The organism is Streptococcus sp. 10824, from assembly GCF_013276595.1.
GTDB lineage: Bacteria > Bacillota > Bacilli > Lactobacillales > Streptococcaceae > Streptococcus > Streptococcus pseudopneumoniae.
In genome coordinates this window covers 1-21,333 of the sequence record NZ_VMLH01000052.1, presented here as the reverse complement: position 1 = coordinate 21,333, position 21,333 = coordinate 1, and the positions used below count along the sequence as shown (strand labels likewise).

The following is a 21,333-nucleotide window of genomic DNA, read 5'->3' as shown; positions in this document are numbered from 1 at the left end:
CCCTTATTCCTCCTTTACAGATGGCTTTTTAATAAAGGATACTCCAAACATAACTGCTAAAATAAGAACAAGACCAATCACAATGCCTGCTTGTGAACCAAATTGATTTAACATTCCTAAAATAATTCCTGATAGACCAAAATCTGCATCTGAGAAAGTTGATCCTTGGAAACCAAGTCCTCCCAAAACTGGCATTAAAAAGACTGGAAGAAAACTGATTAAAATACCTTGTAAAAATGCTCCAATAGTGGCTCCACGAACACCACCAGATGCATTCCCAATAACACCTGCAGTCGCTCCACAGAAGAAATGAGGCACAACGCCTGGTAATATAACAACCGTTCCTGAAGCAATCATAATTGCCATACTTACTAAACCACCAACAAAACTAGAGATAAATCCAATTAGAACTGCATTGGGTGCATAAGTATAAACAATCGGACAATCCAAAGCAGGTTTTGAATTAGGTACAAGACGCTCTGAAATACCTTTAAAGGCTGGAACAATTTCGCCCAAAATAAGGCGAACACCTGCTAAAATAACAAATACCCCTGCTGCAAATTGACCTGCTAATTGTAAAGCATAAACTAGACCACTTGTACCACTACTGATTTCTTTTTCTATATATTCTGACCCTGCAAAGATAGCTACAATAATGTAAATAACTGCCATAGATAAAGTGATACTAACAGTACTATCACGTAAAAAAGCTAAACTCTTTGGAAATTTAATGTCCTCTGTTGATTTTGATTTGTCACCGATAAGGCTACCAGTAAAACCACTCAACCAATATCCCAAAGAACTGAAATGACCTAAAGCCACCTTGTCATTTCCAGTTAATTGAACCATATATTTTTGCACAAATGCTGGGGAAATACTCATAATAATACCGAGTGCTAATCCTCCTAGTAAGATGAGAGGCAAGCTAGTAAAGCCAGCAACTGATAAAATGACCGCAATCATACATGCCATATATAGAGTGTGGTGCCCTGTTAAAAAAATATATTTAAATCGAGTAAAACGAGCGATTAAGATATTGAATACCATGCCTGCAAACATAATCATTGCAGTAGCTGAGCCATATGTTGTTAAAGCTACAGCTACAATTGCTTCATTATTCGGCACAACGCCAGATAAATGAAAAGCATGCTCAAACATGGTACCAAATGGATTTAAAGAATTTTGTACAATTCCTGCACCACCAGATACAACTAAGAAACCAACAAAGGTCTTAATTCCACCTTTAATAATATCTGGTAATTTCTTCTTCTGAAGAACTAATCCTAAGATTGCAATTAAAGCTACTAAAATAGCTGGTGTACTAACAATATCCAATATGAACTTCATCATGACGCTAGCCTCCTATATAAGTCCTTTTTCTTCACAAAGTTTAGTAATTAATTCTCGTAGTTCATCCATATCAATAATACTATTTAAGATACGAACATCTCCAAGATGACTAGCTGAATCAGCTAGATCACGACCAACAATCCAAATATCAGCTGCATTTGGATCTGCTCCACCTAAATCATAATGTTCAACTTCTACATCCGAAACATTCAAATCACTCAATACAGATTCAATATTCATCTGTACCATAAAACTTGAACCTAATCCTGAACCACAAGCTGTACCAATTTTTAACATTATCTAATCCTCCTGTTTAATTATCATTTTAATGTCATCATAGTTTTTTGATGATATTAAAGTTTGAACATGATTTTTATCTCTTAAAATTGTTGTTAAATGTGACAAAGCCTTTAAATGACTCTCATTATCAATGGCTGCAATACAAATCAACAATCTTACCTCTTGTTCTGGATTATCCAATAAATAAATCGGTTCTTCCAAAACTAACATTGACATTCCTATTTCATTCACACCTTCATCTGGCCGAGCGTGAGGAATTGCTACTCCCTTCCCTAAATTAATAAAAGGCCCAAACTCTTCTACTTTTTGAATCATTGCCTCAGGGTAGTTCTCAGTTATCTTATCTTGATCCAAAAGCGGTTTAGCTGCTAAACGAATCGCCTCCTTCCATCCTAATTTTTGCGAACTAACCTGATAGGTTTCTTTGGTAATGAGTTGTTCTAGCACTGGTACAATTTCCTTTCTATCATTTTTTTGGTAAAGATAATTCTTTAACGCCAATCTTAATTCCAATTCTTGTGTAATAATTCCATATCTTTTGACAATATTCAGGATTTGTTCAATCTCAAAATCCCCATACTCTAAATTCGGAAAATCTTTTAACACTAGTTCTACTAGTTGTATTGCTTGCTCTTCAGTCATCATAACCGAAACTAGATAATTTGGCTTTTCTGTCTCCACCTTTATGGTAGAAAAAACCATATCATAGTCACTACTAGCTTTCACCTGTAAATCATCAATCTTTGAGGTTCCTATAAACTCAATTTGAGGAAATAATGCTAATAGATTCTCTTTTAACATCAATGAAGAACTAACACCATTAGGACAAATGATTGCTGCTTTATAGCATTTTTGAGGCAAAGTATCTGCTTTCTTTAAATAACCTCCGAAATGGATAACAAAATATGCTGTTTCACTATCAGGTATGGGATTGTCAATAGCGTCCATCAAGGGCATCAAAGAATCTTTGACTAATTCAAATAAATCAGGATAATGTTCTTTAACATGCAATACATATTCATTTGAACTAGGTAGGCCGAACTTTAATCTATAGTAAGCCGGTATAAGGTGGCGGCGAAGATTTTCTCTCAATCCTTCCCTTTGTTTAAAATGTAACAAAGAAATATCTTCCATTCTACTTATAATAGCCTCTGTTAATTGATTAAAGTAAACCGGAGCAACATCTACTTCACCTTCAAAGCAACTTGATAATAAAACGGTGATATAGCGATAATCATCCTCAGAAAACACCGTATCTATAATTCCCAAATCAACCACTGTATCCAATAAAATAGTCGTTATATCTTGAATAACAGGAGATACTAATGTCTCTGAAAGACATACTCTTTCAACATCCCTTTGATACCTACACAGAATGAATACTAAACCGAAAAGGTAAACTTTTAATTGATTAACAATAGGTACTAGCTGTAGCTTCTCATAATAATCTTTAACTACCTGATTTATCAAATCATAAGTTAATGAATACCCCCAACTGGATAAAACATAATCCAAACCCCAAATCCCTATGGAGGATTCCAGCAACTCACTAACCATTTGAAAAGCTAAGCGGTGCTTATTCCACTCTGAACCGTGTAAAGTATAACCTTTTGCTCTACTGTACCCTAGCTCCAAATCATTATCTAACATAATCTTTCTTAATGATTGAATATCAGATAAGGTTGTATTCTTACTTACTTTCAAAAAGTCTTGGTAATGATTATTCGATATAAAATCTAATCGGCAAAAAGTGTAAAGATAGATTAAAGCTAAGCGAGTCGACTTTGGTAAAACCAATTCATCCGACTTAATAATATCTGTCAAAGACTGCTTCGTACGATTTGATAAACTATAGCGACCTTGTTTTTTATCCAGCACTATCCCTTTATTAGCTAGATAAGGCACTAAATAATCTATTCCTTCTTTGACTTCCTTTATAGGTAAGCTCACCTTAACAGATAACTCATATAATGATAGCTCACAATGATCCATCAAAGTCATCAAAATAACTAGTGCTCTATAATCAAACATTTCTCTTCCTTTCTAACTACAATTATAGTGTAAAAGTTATAAGAATAAAAGAGTATTTGAGCACAATATAATCTCACCTTTTAAAAGAAATTATTGGGCTGAAAGTTTTTAGTAATTATTTTTCTACTTTTTCTTGAATTTATAAATTAAAGCGATATCATTTAGATAACAATTAATAGGAATGGTTGAAATGGCACTAGAACGGCTCAATGAAGGGGAATTGGTAGAGCTTGACAAAGAGCGAAAAGCTGCCATGGTTTCAAATCTCCTTGTCATTCTTTGTGGCAATCATGATGCACAACCAATTGTCAACACAGGAAGTCTTTACTAAAGATGGCTGAAGCTAAAAAAACAGATCCCCCTTCGACTCTCAACAAAGTTATACGCTGCACTCGCATCATGGGCAGAAGATGACTTTCGTTCAGTCAATGGGCAAATCGAATATCTCCTCACAGAATGTGTCAAACAACGGAAGAAAGACGGAAAATACGTCTCAGAAACTATTGATGAACCATTTGAGATTGATATTTAACACCTTCTCCTGTCTGCTAGGTCTGACAGGAGAATTTTTTCATCTTTTTTTGTCAAGTAACTTTACTTTACAAAAAAAATGTGTTATCCTAGTATGGTTGATGAAAATCAGTAGATTGAATCGAATATAAATACCTAAAGGAGAAATCAAAATGGCAGTACCTGCACGTCGCACTTCAAAAGCGAAGAAAAACAAACGTCGTACACACTACAAAGTAACAGCTCCATCTGTAAACTTTGACGAAACTACTGGAGATTACTCACGTTCTCACCGTGTATCACTTAAAGGATACTACAAAGGACGTAAAATCGCTAAAGCTGCATCAGCTGAATAATAGAAGGGAGATACCATGCGCGTAAATATTACACTTGAACACAAAGAATCTGGTGAACGCTTGTACCTTACTTCTAAAAACAAACGTAACACTCCAGACCGTCTTCAATTGAAGAAATACTCACCAAAACTTCGCAAACACGTTGTGTTTACAGAAGTTAAGTAAGCATTCAATACGAATCAATACAGAAGAAAAACGCTTAATCAGCGTTTTTTCTTTTTGTTAATTTCACTATATTGCAAGGGAAATCATTCGAATGACTACATTATTGATAATATTTGTTAAGCCATCAAAAGTAATTAACATTTCATAGCGAGTAATCCTATTTAAACTCATCTCACTATCTATTTTTTCTTATCTATGTGCTATAATGAAATAAAACAAACATTTACATTCCGTTTTTAGCATCTCATTAAAATTGTTCAACATTAATCCTTTCAATCTATACTTAATGAAGATACACACTTTTAATCAAACTTAAACTCTAAAAATATTTACATTACTATTTTAAAAAATATCATAAAATCAAAGATTTAAATTGACAATCCAGTTTACTTTTTTACTTGATTTTCATATACTTGTCAATATACCTTAGAAATATAATTCAAGTACAGGTTATAGTCACTCACTACATTGACTTTCTATAATAAAAATATTGAGAAAAAATTTTAATAGGAATTATAAACATGAATAATACATTTAAAAACATACCTAAACCCTATTTACCAGAAAAACTTCCATTTGACTATACTTCAATATATACAGATCCACAAATAATTAGATTAGTTTCTAAAGCAGGTATAGCTATTGGAACCTATGAAGGATTTTTAGCATCTATTATCAATCCAATGCTACTAATTTCACCATTGCTCAGCCAAGAAGCCGTCCTTTCCTCAAAACTTGAAGGTACTCATGCAACTCTAGAAGACCTACTAAATTACGAAGCAGGTAATAAGGTTGATATAGAACGTGATGAACTACATGAAATTATTAATTATCGAAAAGCACTTTTTTATGCTCTCGAAAATATTACTACAATTAATGACAATAACTCTAGAGGGTTACCATTATCTAATAGAATAATAAAAGAGATGCATAAAATTCTATTGGATAACGTTAGAGGAAGCAGCAAGAATCCAGGAAATTTTAAAAGAACTCAAAATTACATTGGAAGTAGAGCAACTATCTCTTACACACCAGTTCCGCCAGAACAAACTACGGAGTATATGTCCAATTTAGAACAATATATGCATCATGATGATTTAGACTTATTAGTTCAATCAGCTATTGTACATGCTCAATTTGAAATGATTCATCCATTCGAAGATGGTAATGGTCGAATAGGAAGATTGTTAATCCCACTGTTTCTTTACTACCAAGAATTGCTATCTTATCCTACATTTTATATGAGTTCATATTTTGAAAGTGATCGATCACTATATATCTCTCATTTATCAAACATCTCTAAAAATAATAACTGGAAAGATTGGTTTAAATACTATTTGGAAGGAGTAATTTTCTCAGCAGAAGAGAGTACAAAAAAGGCACAGGATATCTTAAACCTTTATAATAAGATGAAAGAAGAAATAATACCAAAATTGAATTCTGTCTCTGGTATTCAACTTCTTGATTTCATTTTCTCTTCTCCAATTTTTAAAGCAAAACAAGTCAGCAAACACCTCAGTATCTCTGAACGTACTGTATATACATTATTAAATAAATTAATTGATGAAGAATTTCTTTCAACAGACTCTGCTCAAAGAAATCGTACTTACTTTTGTCCACACCTGCTAAGAATAGTTCAATAATTTTATATTGAAGCTCATCTTCGTTTTGCTTCACTTCTACTTTCTTTCGTGAAGTAAAAATGGGATTTACTTCATTAAAAAAAGATTAGGTGAAGCAAATCCCGTTTTTACTTCACGAAAATAATACACACTTTACTTATTTTGTTTTAGAAAAATAACATCACTTCTCAAAAAGTTAGTCATTATCTTTATGTTAAGGATTAAATTCTGTATTTGATAGGACTGAATCCTTTTAGTTTAGTTCTAATTCGATTTTTACTTAAATAATCAATAACAAAAATGACAATAGATTTTCTACTGTCATTTTATTTTTCTAAATTTTTAGCAGAGTATTCTCACAAGTCTCTAAATCTCTTTCAACTTTTCGAGATAGGCGGTTAATTCTGCTTGGGCTTCTGGTGTTGTGCCTACTAGCTGGCTGCGCATGTGTGCGAGTCTAGCTTCTACCTCTCCAATCTCTCTATCAATCTCTGCGAGCTGGTCGGCGAGGTCGGTTAGGGGAACAACGGGTTCTTCCTCAAAGGTATCGACATAGCGTGGAATGTTGAGGTTATAGTCATTTTCGACAATTTCTTCAAAGCTGGCTAGATGAGCAAACTTCTCGACATTCCCGCGTTTTTGATAGGTCTCCAAAATCTTGGCAATATGGTCTTCGGTCATATTGTTTTGATTTTTCCCTTTTTCAAACTCTTTTGAGGCATCGATAAAGAAGACATCCTTATTGGTGCGATTCTTTTTAAGGATGATAATAGTTGTCGGAATAGAGGTATTGTAGAAGATATTTGCTGGCAAGCCGATAACTGTATCAATAGCGCCTTCTTCTAGCAGGTGTTGGCGAATCTTTTGCTCGGCTGCTCCTCGGAAGAGGACTCCGTGGGGAAGGACAATGGCCATGACCCCATTATGCTTGAGGTGGTAAAAGCCGTGAAGAAGGAAGGCAAAATCTGCTTTTGACTTAGGTGCAAGAACTCCATAACTTGAAAAGCGAGGATCTTGCAGGAAGCCACTATCTGCTGACCACTTCAGTGAATAGGGTGGGTTCATCAAAACCCCATCAAAGTCTGTTGGCTCGGTAGTCGGCCAATCTTCATCTAGGGTATCGTGGTTACTGAGGTGATAGTTCTCAATCGCGACCCCATGAAGCATCATATTCATGCGAGCAAGGTTGAAGGTCGAAGTAATCAACTCCTGACCGTAGTAAGAAATCGTCGAAGCTTCCTTACTATAGCGCTTGGCATTGAGCAAGAGAGATCCAGAACCCATGGTCGGGTCGTAAACCGACATGCCCTTTTGATGCTCCCGCCCTGCAAAGACAATCTGAGTCATGAGGTGAGAGACTGCTTGAGGTGTATAGAACTCACCAGCTTTTTTCCCAGAATCACTGGCAAACTGGCCAATCAAGTACTCATAAGCATCACCCAAAATATCACCAGCATGACCAGAGACATTGAGGTCGTTGAGCTGTTTCATAACCTCAGAGATAGTCTTGTTTTGCTTTTGTGGGGTGTTTCCTAGCTTTTTCGCATAGAGGTCGATATCTTCAAAAAGATTTTCAAATTTTTCATTGGCCTGCTCGATATCACGGAAACTTTGGGCTAGGGACTCTAGCTGGAAGATTCCTTCATGGATAGACTGAACCAGCTTGGTAAAGGTTAGAGAAGGCTCAATCACATAACCCAGATCGTCATTTAAGACCTCGATGAGGTCTTCACGGACATCTGCATCCGCAAAGTTTTCCTCGTAGAGAAGCTGGGCTTGTTGGAAGGACTCAAAGGTCTCGTCCAAGTTATCACAGACGGCTTGGAGGATGTTGTCGGATAGGTACTTGTAGAAAATCAAGCCCAAGAGGTAGGACTTGTATTCATTGGCTTCCATCTGGCCCCGCAGGATATCTGCCGCATTCCAGAGGGATTGGTAGAGTTCTCTTGATAAATCTGTTTGTGACATAGGGTCTCCTATCAATTTCTACTTTCATTCGTTTAGTGTAGCTTTTTATGGTCTCGGTATCGTATGGAATTGAACACGACCTAAAAGCTGGGTAAAAAGATAAACTGTCTAGTCTTCATCGAAGACTGTCCCAGTTTCCTATTTTTATTAGGCTTTTGACGGTCTTTGTATCTTATATAATTGAACACGACCTAAAAGCTGGGTAAAAAAGATAAACTGTCTGGTTTTCATCGAAGACTGCGCCAGTTCCCTATTTTTACTGGGCTTTTGACGGTCTTTGTATCTTATATAAACATTTTTCTGAGTAGGGTTTGTTTGCTTTCTTTGAGCTGGTTAACTTTTTCCTCTTGCTTGGCAATGGCCTTGTCTAGGTCTTGGAAGAAAGAACCGATGACTTCTTGTTCAGGGAGAGTGGGTACCATAGTCTTAATATTTGAAAAGTCACTTTTATTAATAATTTGCATTGTTCCTGCACCTGCTACACTGAGCATGTATCTTGACCAAATTTCAGATTGTGTTAATAAAAAATACGATGAATATTTTTCACTAGGCGTCAATGAATTAATTTGTTGATTAAAAGCCGAATCAGTTCTAACTAATGTATTTTTCCCAATACTCGCAATACATGTTACCAATATTGAACCAGACTTAGCAATTCTAGCTTTGGATTTACCTACTTCTGATAATTGTTTTGAGGTCGTTTGAAGCACCAATGAATTAATATCAGTAGGTGTGACCCATGGAAATCCATTTTTTTCGTAATTATCTTCTTCATTAGTAGGCGGAGTATTACCCGTTTGAATTTCACCAATTCCCCCCAACTTCACTTCCTTCCACTCATCTTCAAATCCTGCGAAGCGAAGGGCTGGTTTGGTTTGTCCTTTGGCTGAGAAGAGGAGCTTGAGGTAAGTTTTCTTCTGCTCTTTGAGCACCTCTAACTTACGCTGTTGAAGGCTAATAAGCTGGTCAATATCTTGGAAGAAAGAACCAATGGCAGTTTGCTCGGAGAGGGAGGGGAGGGAAATATCTGTCTCTAAAATATTCTTATTGTATAATCTTTTTATTGTAGTTCCTTCAATTCCTGACCAAGATACAATCTTATAAAAAGCTTTAAGAAACTTGTTGTTAATTTTACCATGGTGATTCAACCAAACAATATTTGAATCTTGGTAGTAAGCTTCATCTCCATCGTACTCAACAACGCGGCCAATACTTCCTGAAGCAGATAACAGTAAATCTCCTCTTTGAGGATAAGCAAATTTTGTTTTATATTCTTCAAATTTTTCTCTAGTTATATAAGTATCAGCTTCCCCTCCAAAAGTACCAATTTTGAAAAAAGGAATTTCAAACTCCGCAGAAGTTTCCTCTTTGAAAATCCTCCTACACATTTCAACTGACCCAAGATTTCCCAACTTCTTCTCTTCCCAAACTTCAGTATACCCCGTAAAGCGATAACTTGGTTTTTTTGTCATATTACTCCTCCAACTATTTCATCTTTATTTGTATCTATAAATTGCAATTGATAAGCTTTACGAGCCCCCCATGCCTTAAGTGTTTTCTTAATAGTATATTCATTCTGCTTATCGAACTGGTCTACATAAATGCTCACATTCGGTGCCTGTTTAAAAATTTCTTTAAAATAAGGAGCATCCACCCCATCCTCATCCCGAATACCAAAACCAATGAAGTAAATTTCTTTGATAGAACTTAAACTTTTGAAAAGGGATTCGTGCTTTCTAAGTTGCTGATGGACAGGCTTTTTATTAGCAGCAGATAGTCTGTACATAGCCCGAGATAAAATATCTGCTCCTTCTGGTATGACTATCGAATCTTCTCCATGACCAAATATGAGAACTCCATCATCCAAATCACCATGAATATGAATGATGTTAGAAGAAGAAATGCCGTAAAAATCCTCTAAAGTACGAGTATAATTGAAATTCAAAAATCTTGCATTTCTATTAGTTAAAATCGTTTCTTTCACAATCGGGAAATGAGAGGTAAATTTTCTCATGCTTAATTGACTTTCCCATTGTTCATAGGTTTCTTTAATCCATTGTTTAAATAACTTGTTCAATTGATGATGAACATATTGACTGAGTTTATCCGCTACCTTTTCGGCAAATCCTTTTCTAGACTCAGTATCCTCTTTACTATCGTTTGTCACATAGTAAGAAGTGCTAGTATTCATAAAAGGGAAGCAGACTAGTTTTTCTTCAAAATCTCCCCAAAGCCTTTCTGTAGCTGTAATATGTAAAAAAATTTGATAAAGTAATTTCAACTTTTCCTGACTATCAGTACCATTCAATATTTCCATCACTTCTTCAGCATATATTTCACTCTTATATATTCTGTTATCACTGTCTTTTAGAAAATCTTTGATAGAATCAAAATTTTGCAACGACTCTAACAAATCATCTTTCCCATAAGCCTGCTGATAAACAAACTTCTTGAAATATAAATAATCCGTCTTTAAATCATGTGCTATATCAAAACCATTTCCGATAATAAATAATTTCTCCACTATATCCCCCCTTTCTATTACTCAATTTTCTTATTTCTACACTTTAGGTTTTCTCTTTTTGATTTCTATTCTTCAATTTTACCTATTTTTACACTTTAGGATTGCCATCTATCATTTCTATTGTTCAATTTTGGCCATTTTTGCACTTTAGATAGGAAACTATGCTATTCTATTCTTCAATTTTGCCTATTTTAAAACAATAGATAGGCTTATTTTGTGATATAATGTTAAAAAACGTTGAAATGCGAGGATGACTACATATGAACTATAGAGAACTTAGAAAAATCTACTACAGTCATCGTGACCAGTATGAGGAAGAGTATCAACTACGCTTACAAGGATACAGTTCCATTAGAACATCTCTTTATCCTCATTTAATGCAACGCGATACTGTCAAAACAAGTCAATACCCTTTATTTGTAACCCTACATCTAGGGATTTCCCAACTGATGGAAACTATCTCACAGCAGTCTCAACGAATTAGTGAAATAGTTGATACCCTCCCTAAGATTGCCCACGATCAGTTTTATAAAGAACAGCTCTACCAATCGATTATTTCCACAAATGAAATCGAAGGTATCCATACAACTCGTAAAGAGTTGGTCGATGTGGAGAAACTCCTAGAGGAAGACCCCTATAAGACCGAACAAATCAAACATCTTTCCACCTTGCGAATGTACCAACAAATCTTGAAGGATGAATTTCTCCAAATCCAATCGCTTGAAGATATCAGAGGGATTTATGACCAATTAACACAGGGAGAAATATCGCCAGAGGATGAACTCGATGGAGAGTTTTTTAGACAGAAATCGGTCTTTATCCAAGACGACAAGACTGGCAAAGTCATCTATATCCCACCTCAAAAGGAGGAACAGATTCAGGTCATGCTGACAGAGTGGATTCGTTTTATCAACGACCATTCTATCCCAAACCTTGTCAAGGCTTGTGCTGGACACTATTTTTTTGAAAATATTCATCCATTCTACGATGGGAACGGTCGGACAGGACGCTACATCCTCGCCAAGTACTTGTCTAGAAAGCTCGATAAATTCTCAGGTCTGGTTTTGTCCCAACAAATCAATCACCATAAGCAAGACTATTATAAGGCTTTTAGGAATACTGGTGATCATCTCAACCGTGCCGATGCTACCTTCTTCGTTGAAACCTTGTTGACTTTTATCAAGGAAGGACAGGAAAATATTATCCAAACCCTCCTTGAAAAACAAGAGCAACTGAATCGCTATAAAGTTAAGATAGAGCAGACAGAAGGGCTGGAGGAAGTCGAGAAATACATCTTGTTTCTACTCGCTCAGTCCAAGCTCTTTGTTGATGATAAGAGAGATGGTATAGAAGATAGAAGCATCATCCAACTGGCCAATCAGTCCAACCATCATTACTCTAAGAAAAAGGTCAAGGATGCTTTCTTGCATCTTGAAGATAGGGGAATTTTGACCCTAATTGGTCGAAAACCTTCCCAACATTATCTTTCTGACTATTTTTAATACTCAATGAAAATCAAAGAGCAAACTAGGAAACTAGCCGCAGGTTGCTCAAAACACTGTTTTGAGGTTGGCAAGGCGACGTTGACGTAGTTTGAAGAGATTTTCGAAGAATATAAACCTATCTCCCCCTTAGCGGTAGGATATCCTCTGAAATCATGCGCATATAGTCCTCTTTGAGGGCTTTTTTGTATTTGAGTTTTGGTAGTGCCTTGTCTCCGTGGACTTCCTTATAGGCCAGATAGTCCTGAGACTCGGTGATGGCTTTTTCACCATTTTGCTTGTCTCGTCCGATGCGGTAGTTGTCCACTACGAACTGGAGTTCATCCTCTCCTATCTGCCAATAATCTGCCGTTTCACGAATCTTTTTCTGGGTTGTTAGTTCAATCATCTCTTCCAACTTATGGGTTACAGACTGACCCTGATAGCTCTTGGCATCAGCTTGAACATCCTGCCAGAGTTTCGAGATGATGCTGGATAACTTAGGATTGGATTTGTTCAAATCTTCTATATAGTTATCTACCAGACTCTTTTCCTTTTTACCGATGAGGTTTTCCCGATTTTCGATCAAGGCTTGGATGAGAGAGAGGATATAGTGATAGTTTATCTCGTCGGTGCGGATGGATTCGAGCTCATACTCGATATCCAGCAGCACACCTTCATCTTCTTGGTCTTCTTTTCTGCGTCTGCGGAGCTCTTCAATAACATTTTGATATTGGCCAGCAAAGTTCTCGATGTCTTCTAGGCTGAGGCCAATTTCTCTGAGAATGACTTTCTCATCATAGTCAGAATAGACTTGTATAGAAGATAGGAGCTTGTCAAATTCTTGGAAGGCCTTGGCAAAGCGTTTTAATTCTGCATCTGTCGCTGTATCCAAATCAGGCACCTGCTCTGGACTTGGAGCGATGGCTAATAGTTGATGAACCTTCTCAAGAAACTTGGCCTTCTCCTCCTGCCATTCTGGGGCTAGGACACTGGTTTCGCCACCATTTGAGTAGAGGCTCAGAGCTTCATCCACCTTTTCTTTAAAACGGTCAGGAGTTTGGAAGGTGACGATTTGACCGAATTTCTTGCCTTCATCAAAGAGGCGATTGGTTCGTGAAAAGGCCTGAATGATGTGCTGGGGTTTCATGGGCTGACGGTCCATGAATAGGGTCGATAGGCAAGGGGCATCAAAGCCTGTCAACAAGCGATCCACCACGATAACCAAGTCCAACTGTTCCTCACGGAAGGCAAAGCGTTCTTTCTTACGGGCCAGACGGTCGTTGAGGTCACTATTGTAGGAGGCAATGGTCGCTAGGCTAAAGTGGGTACCAAACATGGCATTGTAGTCTTCTAGGCTCTCCTCCATGTAGGCTTGGTTGACATAGGAGTTTGCTTCATTTTCTGTCACAGAGTAAGTAATGGCAGCCTTAGGGAAGTCTGGCAAAACCTTTTTAACATTTTCTGATATGCTTAGAGACTTTTCTCCATTTTTGACTTGCTTAATCAGGTTATAATAGGCCTGCGCACGGGCAATGCTTTTGACAGTCAAAATGGCTTCATAGGTTTTTCCTACCCCATTTTGGAAACCGAGTTTGCGTCTTGAGCGATTGAGAATAGCATCTAAAACGGCAAGCATATGGCCTTCGTCATCATAACGCTCCTCGTCAATCTCATCTTCTACCCAACCAGGCATGGTCGTCTGATACTCCACATTAAAACCAAGAACCGCCTTGTCATGGATGGCTTCTTTGACGGTATATTGATGGAGGCAGTCACCGTACTGCTCTTCGGTCGTCTGAGCAAGGTCTCCTTTTTGTTCACGTTTATTTTCTGTAAAGATTGGAGTCCCTGTAAACCCATACCAGAGAGAATTTGTAAAGAAGTGCTCTAGGTGGCGTTGGCGTTCAGGAGTCACTGCGCGATGGCATTCATCGACGACAAAGGCTAGTTTAAGTTGTTTGATACGATTGTAGACCTTTTGGTGACGGCCTTCATCAAACTGACGAATCATGGCGTTGATTTTCTGGATGGTCGTCACAACGACACGGCGGTCATCAGAAGCCAGATTTTTAACCAATTCCTGTGTATCATCGGTCTCGCCGATATCGATTATATCGTTCTCTGCGTAAGATTGAAAAGAACTAGTCGTCTGCTGGTCAAGGTCTGTCCTATCAATCACGAAGATTGTCTTCTCAATGGATGGTATCTGGAGCAGATTGCGCGAAACCTTATAGGAGGTCAGGGTTTTTCCTGAACCAGTCGTATGCCAAATATAGCCTGACTGGCGCTTGCGACTGGCTTCACGGATAGCCTCAATGGCATGTACCTGATAGGGGCGTAATAAAATCAAGGCCTTCTTGTCATCATCAATGACAGAATACTGCATGACCATCTCGTGGGCTCTCGGTATCGACAAGACAGACTCTGCAAAGTCAAATAGCTGGGGTTGGGGGCTATTTTCACTATCCACCCACTTGGTCAAGAAGCGTTCATTTAGCTTGTTGGCTTTGGCAGCTGCGATGTAGCGAGTATCTGTAACGTTTGAGACGACAAACATCTGAAGACTTGAAAAAATACCTCTGAACTGTCCTTCTTGGTCGTATTTCTTAATCTGACGGAAGGCATCCATATACGGATGAGAACGGCTTTTCAGTTCGATTTGAATCATAGGCAGACCATTGATCAGCAAAGTCACATCCCCACGGCGCTGGCGAATCCCTTCTCCGCCTGTGATGACTTGGTTGACAACCTCATAGCTGGATTTGCCACCAGCGACATTGTTTCTCCACAAGACTTCCAAGCGAATGGTGCCTAAACTAGCATCTTCACGTTGAACCTGCACCTTGGCAATGCCATTTTCCCCTGCTATCCACTTGGCTGCTTCGTAGAAGTTGACGAAATTGAGCTGGTTTTTAATTTGATTTTTCTCTGAATTTGTAAGGGGATGGTCTTGCAAAATGCGGACATTATTGGCTTCCAGCTTGGCAAAAAAGTTTCCCCATAGGAGGTCTTCTGTATTTAACTCAGGTCGATACACCCATTGACTTTCTCCCTTTGTCAACTGGTTGATCAAATCTCGTTCGATAGCCAATTCCTGTTTGGTTTTGGCTTTACCTGCTACAGGGATAGCAGTCTCATCTTTGGGAGAGAGTCTCTGGCTGATATGGAAATCCTGCAAGGCGGCTTGATTGAGATATTGCAATTTTTTGAGAAGATCTTGCTCCGTCCCTTTAATGGCTTGATAGGCTGCCGTCAAGTCTTTATCTGCATCTAGGTAGTGATGGGGATTCTTCTTTATTTGAATATAACCCTGCACTAAATCTTCTAAACGTCTCAGCTGAATAGCAAGCTGGTTCTGGAGTTCCTGAGAATTGCTTCCAGATGCTCCTTTCTGGTTGATAGCTTCTAGGTATTCTACGATGGCAGTATAACTAGGCTGTAACTCAGGTGCTGAAACGATGAGTTCTTGCTCTAATTCTTTTGATAAGGTGTAAGCCATGTTCATACCCCATTTCTACAACGCAAAAAGCCTACCAAAAAGATTGGCAGGTTTTGAAAATGGGTATGAAAACGCAAGTTTATATATATATGCAAGCTAGTTATTTGCTTAAATCTGAAAACCATAGGGACTCTTCCTTTTCATTCATCCAAGGCGTTGCGACATCGAAAAAACAGCGCCTTTACTTCCTTCTATTGTATCATAAAAGACTAGTAGTGAAAAGGTTTCCCATGGTTTTATCTCTTATTTCAGAGTAAAGGTAGTTTCTTTCTTAAATTTTCAATCTATCTATAGACTAAAAGATCTTTTTAGTTTAGAATAGTAATATAAACTATTTTTGTATCATGATAACTTAGAATAATTCATAATTTTTTAATAAAAATAAAAAATATAAATAGGAGAATTTATAATGTGTAAAGTCTATAAATATAGCGAACTATACTCAACAGATTTTATGTCTTATTTTGACAATAAAAAAGAAGTAATATCAGACATTGAACTTCAATCAGATGAATATAGTATAGATATTGATAAAATTATTGCTGAATTAGGAATTGAGGTTATAGAAACATACTTCGATTCGCATTCTGGAAAATATGATGCTGACACTAAAAAAATGTATGTTAATATTTTGGAACCGCTACAGCGTCAACGATTTACTAAGTCTCATGAATTAGGCCATTTTGTGTTAAAACATGAAGGAATTTCTGAACGTGAACAAACACCAGTAGCGAATGCTAAAGAAAGAGCTGCTAACCAGTTTGCAGCAGAACTACTAATGCCGCAAAAGTTAATCATAAAAGCAATCGATAGAATGGCAATAGATTATTCTATGACCTGGGAGGAATTAGATACTTTAAATGATGAAATTATTATTACTTATCTTGCTGAAAAATTAAATGTGTCCAATCCGGCTATGAAATATAGACTTATTAATTTGGGTGTATTGTCCATTTAAGGAGAATTTTATGTTACTTAGGGATAAATTCTATGAAAATTTAGGGACCTATTATTCATCCCCTGAAGAAATAAAAAATCAACTGAATTCAAAAATCTTTAATGATTTTAAAATAGTAATAAATATAATTGGAATAAACCAACCTCAGGAAGATTTAACACCAATTTACAAAATTCAAAATCTAGAACTCTCATCAACAAATAAAAACTCTAAATTGCAAGATGAAATCGATGATATCAATAAATATTTATTAAGTGCAGGTACGGGATTAGGATATAAAGATGAAAAAAATTCATGGAGTTTATTTTACTTAATAAAAGAAATGATTACATCGTTTCAAAGACAAGGCTATAATTACTATAGGGGACAAAGAGAAGATTGGGAAACAGTACCAGGGATATTTAGAAATTTACAAAATAGTGAAGGAAATAAATACTGTAACACTTTTGAATCTCTTTATCTAAATATCTCTAGAGAATTTCCTGATGAAGTTAAATATGTCCCTTTAAATCAAGAAATGTTAGATATCCGAGCTGATGAATTAGCTATCTTACAACATTATGGTTTGCCAACAAGTCTACTAGATATTTCCGAAAATCCATTCATAGCCATGTTGTTTATGTTAGGTTTTGGGAAAATAAAAAATCCTCAGTTAGAGTTCTATAAAATTGACTCCAGCAATGATAGTGAGAATGGAATAATTTCTTTAGTTCATAAGAAAATTACAAATAAGAGAATACGGGCACAAAAAGGTGCTTTTATAAATTTTGATAAACTTATTAAATTTATAAATTTTAAAAAAAATGAAATAGAATTAGAAAATTATAAACCTATCGATAGAATTATTCTAAATATCAAATTTAATATAGAGGCCTCTATTAAGTCTTTAAAAAATCAGCAAAGCTCTAATCATACTAAGCCAGAAGATGATCTATCTTCTAAAAATTTAGACGGAGTAATTAAATTTTTAGAAGGAAAGTCTGTCAAATCAGGTTCTGATAAAAATAATCAAGAGGAAAGAATTTCTGGCGACTACTATGAATTAATTCAAAGAGAACTTTTACGAAAGTTAAAAGAGTACAATTATGAAACAAATGCCTTATTTCCAGATTTTTCAGACTATTTGATTTATAAATCTAAAGAATTCGAATTAAAAGATGATAAAAAATCTAATAGAGCGGTACTTAATGAATTAAAAAAAAATTCAAATAACCTGCCTTATCATAAAAGCAAAAAGAATAGAAAAGGTAAATATAGAATCACAAGAGTCTGGAGAAAAAGTCTTTGAAATCAAAAAAACGCATAATATCAAGAATTATACAACCTTGATATTATGTGTTTTATTGTAGAAAGATTTACTTCATTTTCTCCTGAAATTGAGTTTTTCCCAGCATCCTTGTGTATTATTCTTGTACTTCTTTCTGAGCAGCCTTGCCTTGGTCGAGAAGGGCTTGGACGATTTTCTCATCGCGTAGTTTGACAGAATCGTTGATCATTTCTGCGGACTTGACGATGGTTGTTTCTAGTTGGGCACGTTTCTGGCGTCCCAATTCAATAGCTGCGACGATACCTTGGTTTTGAGCGACCAGACTTTCAGCCAATTTGGTAACAGACTCAACAGCGACTGTCGGGCTTTGGGCAATTCTTTCCATCTGCGGAATCACTTCCTTGCTGGTCTCAGCTAGCATCTGAAGGGCAGCATTATTGGCATTGACAATGGCATCTGCCACGACACCTGATTTCATGGATTGTTGCAAAATACCCAGTTGGGCAATGGAAAGTTTCATTGTCGGAATCGTATTACGACGAAGCATTCCCAATTTTTGGCGCATATCAGATGACACCTTCACAAGATTGCGCATCTGAGGTGTTGTTGCCCAGGCAACATAGAGACGGCTGACATACTCAGTGTGCTGTTGTTCTAGGGTATTGACCACTTCTGCCATGCGGGCCAATTCTTGTGATTTGGTCTGGTATTCTACCGTACTTGTATCGAGTTGATCAGCTTGAGCTTTCAGTTCGGCAGCGCGTTTGCCAGCTTCTGTCTGGCTGGCTTCGATAAAGGAAATCACTCCCACTAGATTTTCAATGGATTTGGTATTGTCCTCAATCAACATCTCAGCAGAGACGATATTTCGAGCTAAGACATCTTCTTGCTTGACCACTGCGGCAGCCATACCATCGAGCTTTTGCTCCACTGTTTTTGAGTCAAAGTAAAATTCCTGTAGGGTATTCTTGCTCTTGTTAAACAATCGTTGCAAAAAGTTTGGCTTTTCTTCTAACTCAGCAATTTCAGCGTTCTTGTATTTGACTACAAAGCCTTGCAACTCACGGTTGGTATTCTTGAGAAGATCATCCACTTGGGGAATCTGCAGTTTCTTTTGTTCTGACAAGATACGGTTGACCGTATTGTTCACACCTTCTACAGCAGATTGTCCAAAATCCAAAAGAGCATTTTGATTGGTGACAAACTGGTCTACCAACTGGGGCACGTGCGCCTTGATCCCTTCTTGTTGCTCAGGGCTCAGCTTCTCAAGGAAGGTCAAGGTCTTGTCTGAGCCAGTATTGGTCTCGATGATTTGGGTTGTCTTATCCTCCTTAGCTACCGTATTATTGGCAATCTGGTCAATATCAAAATTAAATTCTGTCATGGTTACTCCTTTGTTTCTAACCTATTCTTTACGATCTTTTTCTAGGATACGCAAACTAATATCAAAATCACGCATATCTGTTTCATTGAGTTCTCTCAACACCTGGTCCAGCTCAAGGTCAAATTGTTCGATAGCTGCTTTAGCTTGCTGTAAACGTTCTTCTGCTCGATTATAGTTTTTAGGATTGGCCTTAATCTTTAAATAGCCTTCTAAAATCGTTTTGAATTTCTCCATCTTCAAACTATGAATGGCCGTCAATTCTTCCTTATCCCCCTCAGCCGAGGTAGCAATCTTGTCTAAAATGGCCTGATGGTCAATGGCAATATTGGCCAAGGTCTGGGACAATTCTGGAGCTAATTCCTCTGGCTCCGCATTTTCAAGATCTACCTGACTTTCCCTATCCAAACGTTCTAGCTGAACATCGATGTCTGCCCTTACTGTACGAACCTTTTTGTCAATACGGTTGTAGACATCAGCATTGATATAGGACTTTAGACGATCCGCCTCCTGATGGATTTCCCTCAGTTCGATCAATACTTGATTGGCCAGACTCTTATAGGAATCTGAACCTTTTTCTACTAAAGTTCCCTCCAATTGCTGAATATCCTTGTCCGCCTGACGAATACGAGCTTTTAAAAGCTCAATCCGATCGTCGAGAGAACGATCCTGCAAAAGAGGATAGCGCCAACGTTTATAGAGACGATAACCACCATAGCCTAGCAGTACACAAGCCGCAAGCGGAAGAGCATATTGGACCAACAGGCCTAATAAGAACAAGAAGCCCCAAAAATAGAGACAACCTTTCCAAAAACCATTACCTAATTTCATAAACATTCCTTATTTTCAATTTATAAGTCTATTTTAGCACAAAAGACAAAAATGAGGGCGGAAATCCCCTATAAAAGAGTTGATTTCTTTGCTGTAGAATGGAGGCTAGTAGCGCGTGTGCTAATTTCAGTGGAGCGGACTCAAACCACAGGATTCAGTGTTATAAGATTGCGGAATGACCTCTGAGGAATATCAAAACAAAAGCTTGAAATATTGGGTGTTATATGTTAGAATGAACTTACAATGTGAGTAAAGTTACAGCATATGTAACTAAAAAGCCCCACCGTGCCACCGATGGTTTTTTTTTGCTACCCTCTTAAAGGGTTAACCATTACTTCTTACGTTTCTTAAGCCATAACTTGAAAAGCTCAGATAACACGTTAATAAGTAACAGAGCTAGAAACACTGTGAGTAAAGTTTCTAACATCGGCAACACCTCCCTTCATTAAATTGAGGGGGCTAAAATATAGTAGATTGAAACTAGAATAGTACATCTGGATTTCTAAAATATTACTAGAAATTGATTTGATTGTCCTGATTGATTTGTCCTATTTTTATTTTATTTCTCTATATTATATCATCAAGATCACGTAATTCCCAAACAAAAACGCCTTTATGTGTATGTACTGATGTACTGATCCCAAAAAGTTAGACAATTAATTTAAGCAAAGGATTTAGTTCTGTATTGCACAGGGCTAAGTCCTTTTAGTTTTACCTTAATTCGTTTATTGTTGCAGTAATCAATATAGTCTACAATAGCTTGTTCCAATTGATTAAGCGATTGAAACGACTTCTCATAACCGTAAAACATTTCCGATTTCAGAATCCCAAAGAAGGACTCCATCATACCATTGTCTGGGCTGTTACCCTTACGTGACATAGATGGTTAGATTCCCTTATTCTTTAAAAAATGACGATAGAAATCGTGTTAGTATTGCCATCCTTGGTCACTATGGAGAATTGTATTTTCGTAATGGTTCTCTGTAAAGGCTTGTTCTAGCATAGCTTTCATTTGTACTAAGTTCGGCAAATAGGAGATAATTTCACTGTTAAAGCCATCTAAAACTGGTGATATAGTTGCTTAGTT

The 21,333-nt window shown here is 37.0% G+C and carries 17 protein-coding genes and 1 pseudogene; 8 read left to right on the top strand and 10 right to left on the bottom strand.

The window, feature by feature from the left end:
- Window positions 1-3: 3 nt before the first annotated feature.
- Genes HT701_RS05035 through HT701_RS05025 form a run of 3 tightly spaced genes read right to left on the bottom strand, consistent with a single transcriptional unit; the run spans window position 4 to window position 3,681 of the window.
- Window positions 4-1,350 (bottom strand): PTS ascorbate transporter subunit IIC, encoded by a 1,347-nt coding sequence (locus HT701_RS05035; RefSeq protein ID WP_000975300.1) that lies wholly within the window; start codon window positions 1,348-1,350, stop codon window positions 4-6.
- A 12-nt stretch (window positions 1,351-1,362) separates the two neighbouring features.
- Window positions 1,363-1,647 carry a PTS sugar transporter subunit IIB gene (locus HT701_RS05030; RefSeq protein ID WP_000912476.1) on the bottom strand — a complete coding sequence of 95 codons (285 nt, stop codon included), beginning with the start codon at window positions 1,645-1,647 and terminating at the stop codon, window positions 1,363-1,365.
- 3 nt (window positions 1,648-1,650) lie between these two features.
- Entirely contained in the window at window positions 1,651-3,681 is a 2,031-nt protein-coding gene (locus tag HT701_RS05025) for a BglG family transcription antiterminator (RefSeq protein ID WP_050209628.1), read from the bottom strand.
- A 190-nt stretch (window positions 3,682-3,871) separates the two neighbouring features.
- On the opposite strand from HT701_RS05025, the gene HT701_RS05020 reads away from it, so the two are divergent.
- The 5 genes from HT701_RS05020 (at window position 3,872) to HT701_RS05000 (ending at window position 6,355) form a co-directional block, all read left to right on the top strand.
- On the top strand, window positions 3,872-4,012 hold the full coding sequence (locus HT701_RS05020; RefSeq protein WP_165852382.1) for a hypothetical protein: 141 nt from the start codon (window positions 3,872-3,874) through the stop codon (window positions 4,010-4,012).
- A gap of 6 nt (window positions 4,013-4,018) precedes the next feature.
- Complete coding sequence (locus HT701_RS05015) at window positions 4,019-4,213, top strand: PTS ascorbate transporter subunit IIC (protein ID WP_119919559.1); 195 nt, start codon at window positions 4,019-4,021, stop codon at window positions 4,211-4,213.
- A 151-nt stretch (window positions 4,214-4,364) separates the two neighbouring features.
- Complete coding sequence (gene rpmF, locus HT701_RS05010; RefSeq protein ID WP_000290417.1) at window positions 4,365-4,547, top strand: 50S ribosomal protein L32; 183 nt, start codon at window positions 4,365-4,367, stop codon at window positions 4,545-4,547.
- A 15-nt stretch (window positions 4,548-4,562) separates the two neighbouring features.
- Window positions 4,563-4,712, top strand: coding sequence for a 50S ribosomal protein L33 (rpmG, locus tag HT701_RS05005; protein WP_001265622.1), 150 nt, complete (start codon window positions 4,563-4,565; stop codon window positions 4,710-4,712).
- Window positions 4,713-5,233: 521 nt separating this feature from the next.
- A complete protein-coding gene (locus HT701_RS05000) occupies window positions 5,234-6,355 on the top strand; it encodes a Fic family protein (protein ID WP_001066336.1) in 1,122 nt (373 codons plus the stop codon).
- A 345-nt stretch (window positions 6,356-6,700) separates the two neighbouring features.
- Here the strand turns inward: HT701_RS05000 and HT701_RS04995 are convergent, their stop codons facing one another.
- The 3 genes from HT701_RS04995 to HT701_RS04985 all read right to left on the bottom strand — a co-directional run bounded on the left by HT701_RS04995 (window position 6,701) and on the right by HT701_RS04985 (window position 10,826).
- Complete coding sequence (locus HT701_RS04995) at window positions 6,701-8,302, bottom strand: type I restriction-modification system subunit M (RefSeq protein WP_172931273.1); 1,602 nt, start codon at window positions 8,300-8,302, stop codon at window positions 6,701-6,703.
- A gap of 284 nt (window positions 8,303-8,586) precedes the next feature.
- Window positions 8,587-9,774 carry a restriction endonuclease subunit S gene (locus tag HT701_RS04990; RefSeq protein WP_023935414.1) on the bottom strand — a complete coding sequence of 396 codons (1,188 nt, stop codon included), beginning with the start codon at window positions 9,772-9,774 and terminating at the stop codon, window positions 8,587-8,589.
- Complete coding sequence (locus HT701_RS04985) at window positions 9,771-10,826, bottom strand: AbiH family protein (RefSeq protein ID WP_172931272.1); 1,056 nt, start codon at window positions 10,824-10,826, stop codon at window positions 9,771-9,773. Before HT701_RS04985 ends, HT701_RS04990 begins: the two co-directional genes overlap by 4 nt.
- A 260-nt stretch (window positions 10,827-11,086) precedes the next feature.
- Here HT701_RS04985 and HT701_RS04980 point away from each other — a divergent pair, with 260 nt between their 5' ends.
- Window positions 11,087-12,328: a Fic family protein gene (locus HT701_RS04980; RefSeq protein ID WP_023939106.1), complete on the top strand. Its 1,242-nt coding sequence runs from the start codon at window positions 11,087-11,089 to the stop codon at window positions 12,326-12,328.
- Between the two features lie 118 nt (window positions 12,329-12,446).
- Here the strand turns inward: HT701_RS04980 and HT701_RS04975 are convergent, their stop codons facing one another.
- Window positions 12,447-15,815: a type I restriction endonuclease subunit R gene (locus HT701_RS04975; protein ID WP_240152362.1), complete on the bottom strand. Its 3,369-nt coding sequence runs from the start codon at window positions 15,813-15,815 to the stop codon at window positions 12,447-12,449.
- Between the two features lie 403 nt (window positions 15,816-16,218).
- On the opposite strand from HT701_RS04975, the gene HT701_RS04970 reads away from it, so the two are divergent.
- Together HT701_RS04970 and HT701_RS04965 are read left to right on the top strand one after the other, a co-directional pair.
- Complete coding sequence (locus tag HT701_RS04970) at window positions 16,219-16,767, top strand: ImmA/IrrE family metallo-endopeptidase (protein ID WP_000335401.1); 549 nt, start codon at window positions 16,219-16,221, stop codon at window positions 16,765-16,767.
- A gap of 10 nt (window positions 16,768-16,777) precedes the next feature.
- Entirely contained in the window at window positions 16,778-18,055 is a 1,278-nt protein-coding gene (locus tag HT701_RS04965) for an FRG domain-containing protein (RefSeq protein WP_023941419.1), read from the top strand.
- A 115-nt stretch (window positions 18,056-18,170) separates the two neighbouring features.
- Here HT701_RS04965 and HT701_RS04960 read toward each other — a convergent pair whose 3' ends face one another.
- From HT701_RS04960 to HT701_RS04950, 3 genes and pseudogenes are all read right to left on the bottom strand, one after another.
- Window positions 18,171-19,418, bottom strand: coding sequence for a toxic anion resistance protein (locus HT701_RS04960; RefSeq protein ID WP_023933400.1), 1,248 nt, complete (start codon window positions 19,416-19,418; stop codon window positions 18,171-18,173).
- Window positions 19,419-19,439: 21 nt separating this feature from the next.
- Window positions 19,440-20,246, bottom strand: coding sequence for a hypothetical protein (locus HT701_RS04955; RefSeq protein ID WP_172931271.1), 807 nt, complete (start codon window positions 20,244-20,246; stop codon window positions 19,440-19,442).
- Window positions 20,247-20,907: 661 nt separating this feature from the next.
- Window positions 20,908-21,321 (bottom strand): annotated as a pseudogene (locus tag HT701_RS04950) (IS3 family transposase); the annotation flags it as partial.
- Between the last annotated feature and the right edge of the window lie 12 nt (window positions 21,322-21,333).

Excerpts from the sequence above, each read along its gene's own strand:
- HT701_RS05035 (WP_000975300.1), bottom strand. The coding sequence starts at position 1,350 with ATGATGAAGTTCATATTGGATATTGTTAGTACACCAGCTATTTTAGTA.
- HT701_RS05030 (WP_000912476.1), bottom strand. The coding sequence starts at position 1,647 with ATGTTAAAAATTGGTACAGCTTGTGGTTCAGGATTAGGTTCAAGTTTT.
- HT701_RS05025 (WP_050209628.1), bottom strand. The coding sequence starts at position 3,681 with ATGTTTGATTATAGAGCACTAGTTATTTTGATGACTTTGATGGATCAT.
- HT701_RS05020 (WP_165852382.1), top strand. The coding sequence starts at position 3,872 with ATGGCACTAGAACGGCTCAATGAAGGGGAATTGGTAGAGCTTGACAAA.
- rpmF (WP_000290417.1), top strand. The coding sequence starts at position 4,365 with ATGGCAGTACCTGCACGTCGCACTTCAAAAGCGAAGAAAAACAAACGT.
- rpmG (WP_001265622.1), top strand. The coding sequence starts at position 4,563 with ATGCGCGTAAATATTACACTTGAACACAAAGAATCTGGTGAACGCTTG.
- HT701_RS05000 (WP_001066336.1), top strand. The coding sequence starts at position 5,234 with ATGAATAATACATTTAAAAACATACCTAAACCCTATTTACCAGAAAAA.
- HT701_RS04995 (WP_172931273.1), bottom strand. The coding sequence starts at position 8,302 with ATGTCACAAACAGATTTATCAAGAGAACTCTACCAATCCCTCTGGAAT.
- HT701_RS04990 (WP_023935414.1), bottom strand. The coding sequence starts at position 9,774 with ATGACAAAAAAACCAAGTTATCGCTTTACGGGGTATACTGAAGTTTGG.
- HT701_RS04980 (WP_023939106.1), top strand. The coding sequence starts at position 11,087 with ATGAACTATAGAGAACTTAGAAAAATCTACTACAGTCATCGTGACCAG.
- HT701_RS04975 (WP_240152362.1), bottom strand. The coding sequence starts at position 15,815 with ATGAACATGGCTTACACCTTATCAAAAGAATTAGAGCAAGAACTCATC.
- HT701_RS04970 (WP_000335401.1), top strand. The coding sequence starts at position 16,219 with ATGTGTAAAGTCTATAAATATAGCGAACTATACTCAACAGATTTTATG.
- HT701_RS04965 (WP_023941419.1), top strand. The coding sequence starts at position 16,778 with ATGTTACTTAGGGATAAATTCTATGAAAATTTAGGGACCTATTATTCA.
- HT701_RS04960 (WP_023933400.1), bottom strand. The coding sequence starts at position 19,418 with ATGACAGAATTTAATTTTGATATTGACCAGATTGCCAATAATACGGTA.
- HT701_RS04955 (WP_172931271.1), bottom strand. The coding sequence starts at position 20,246 with ATGAAATTAGGTAATGGTTTTTGGAAAGGTTGTCTCTATTTTTGGGGC.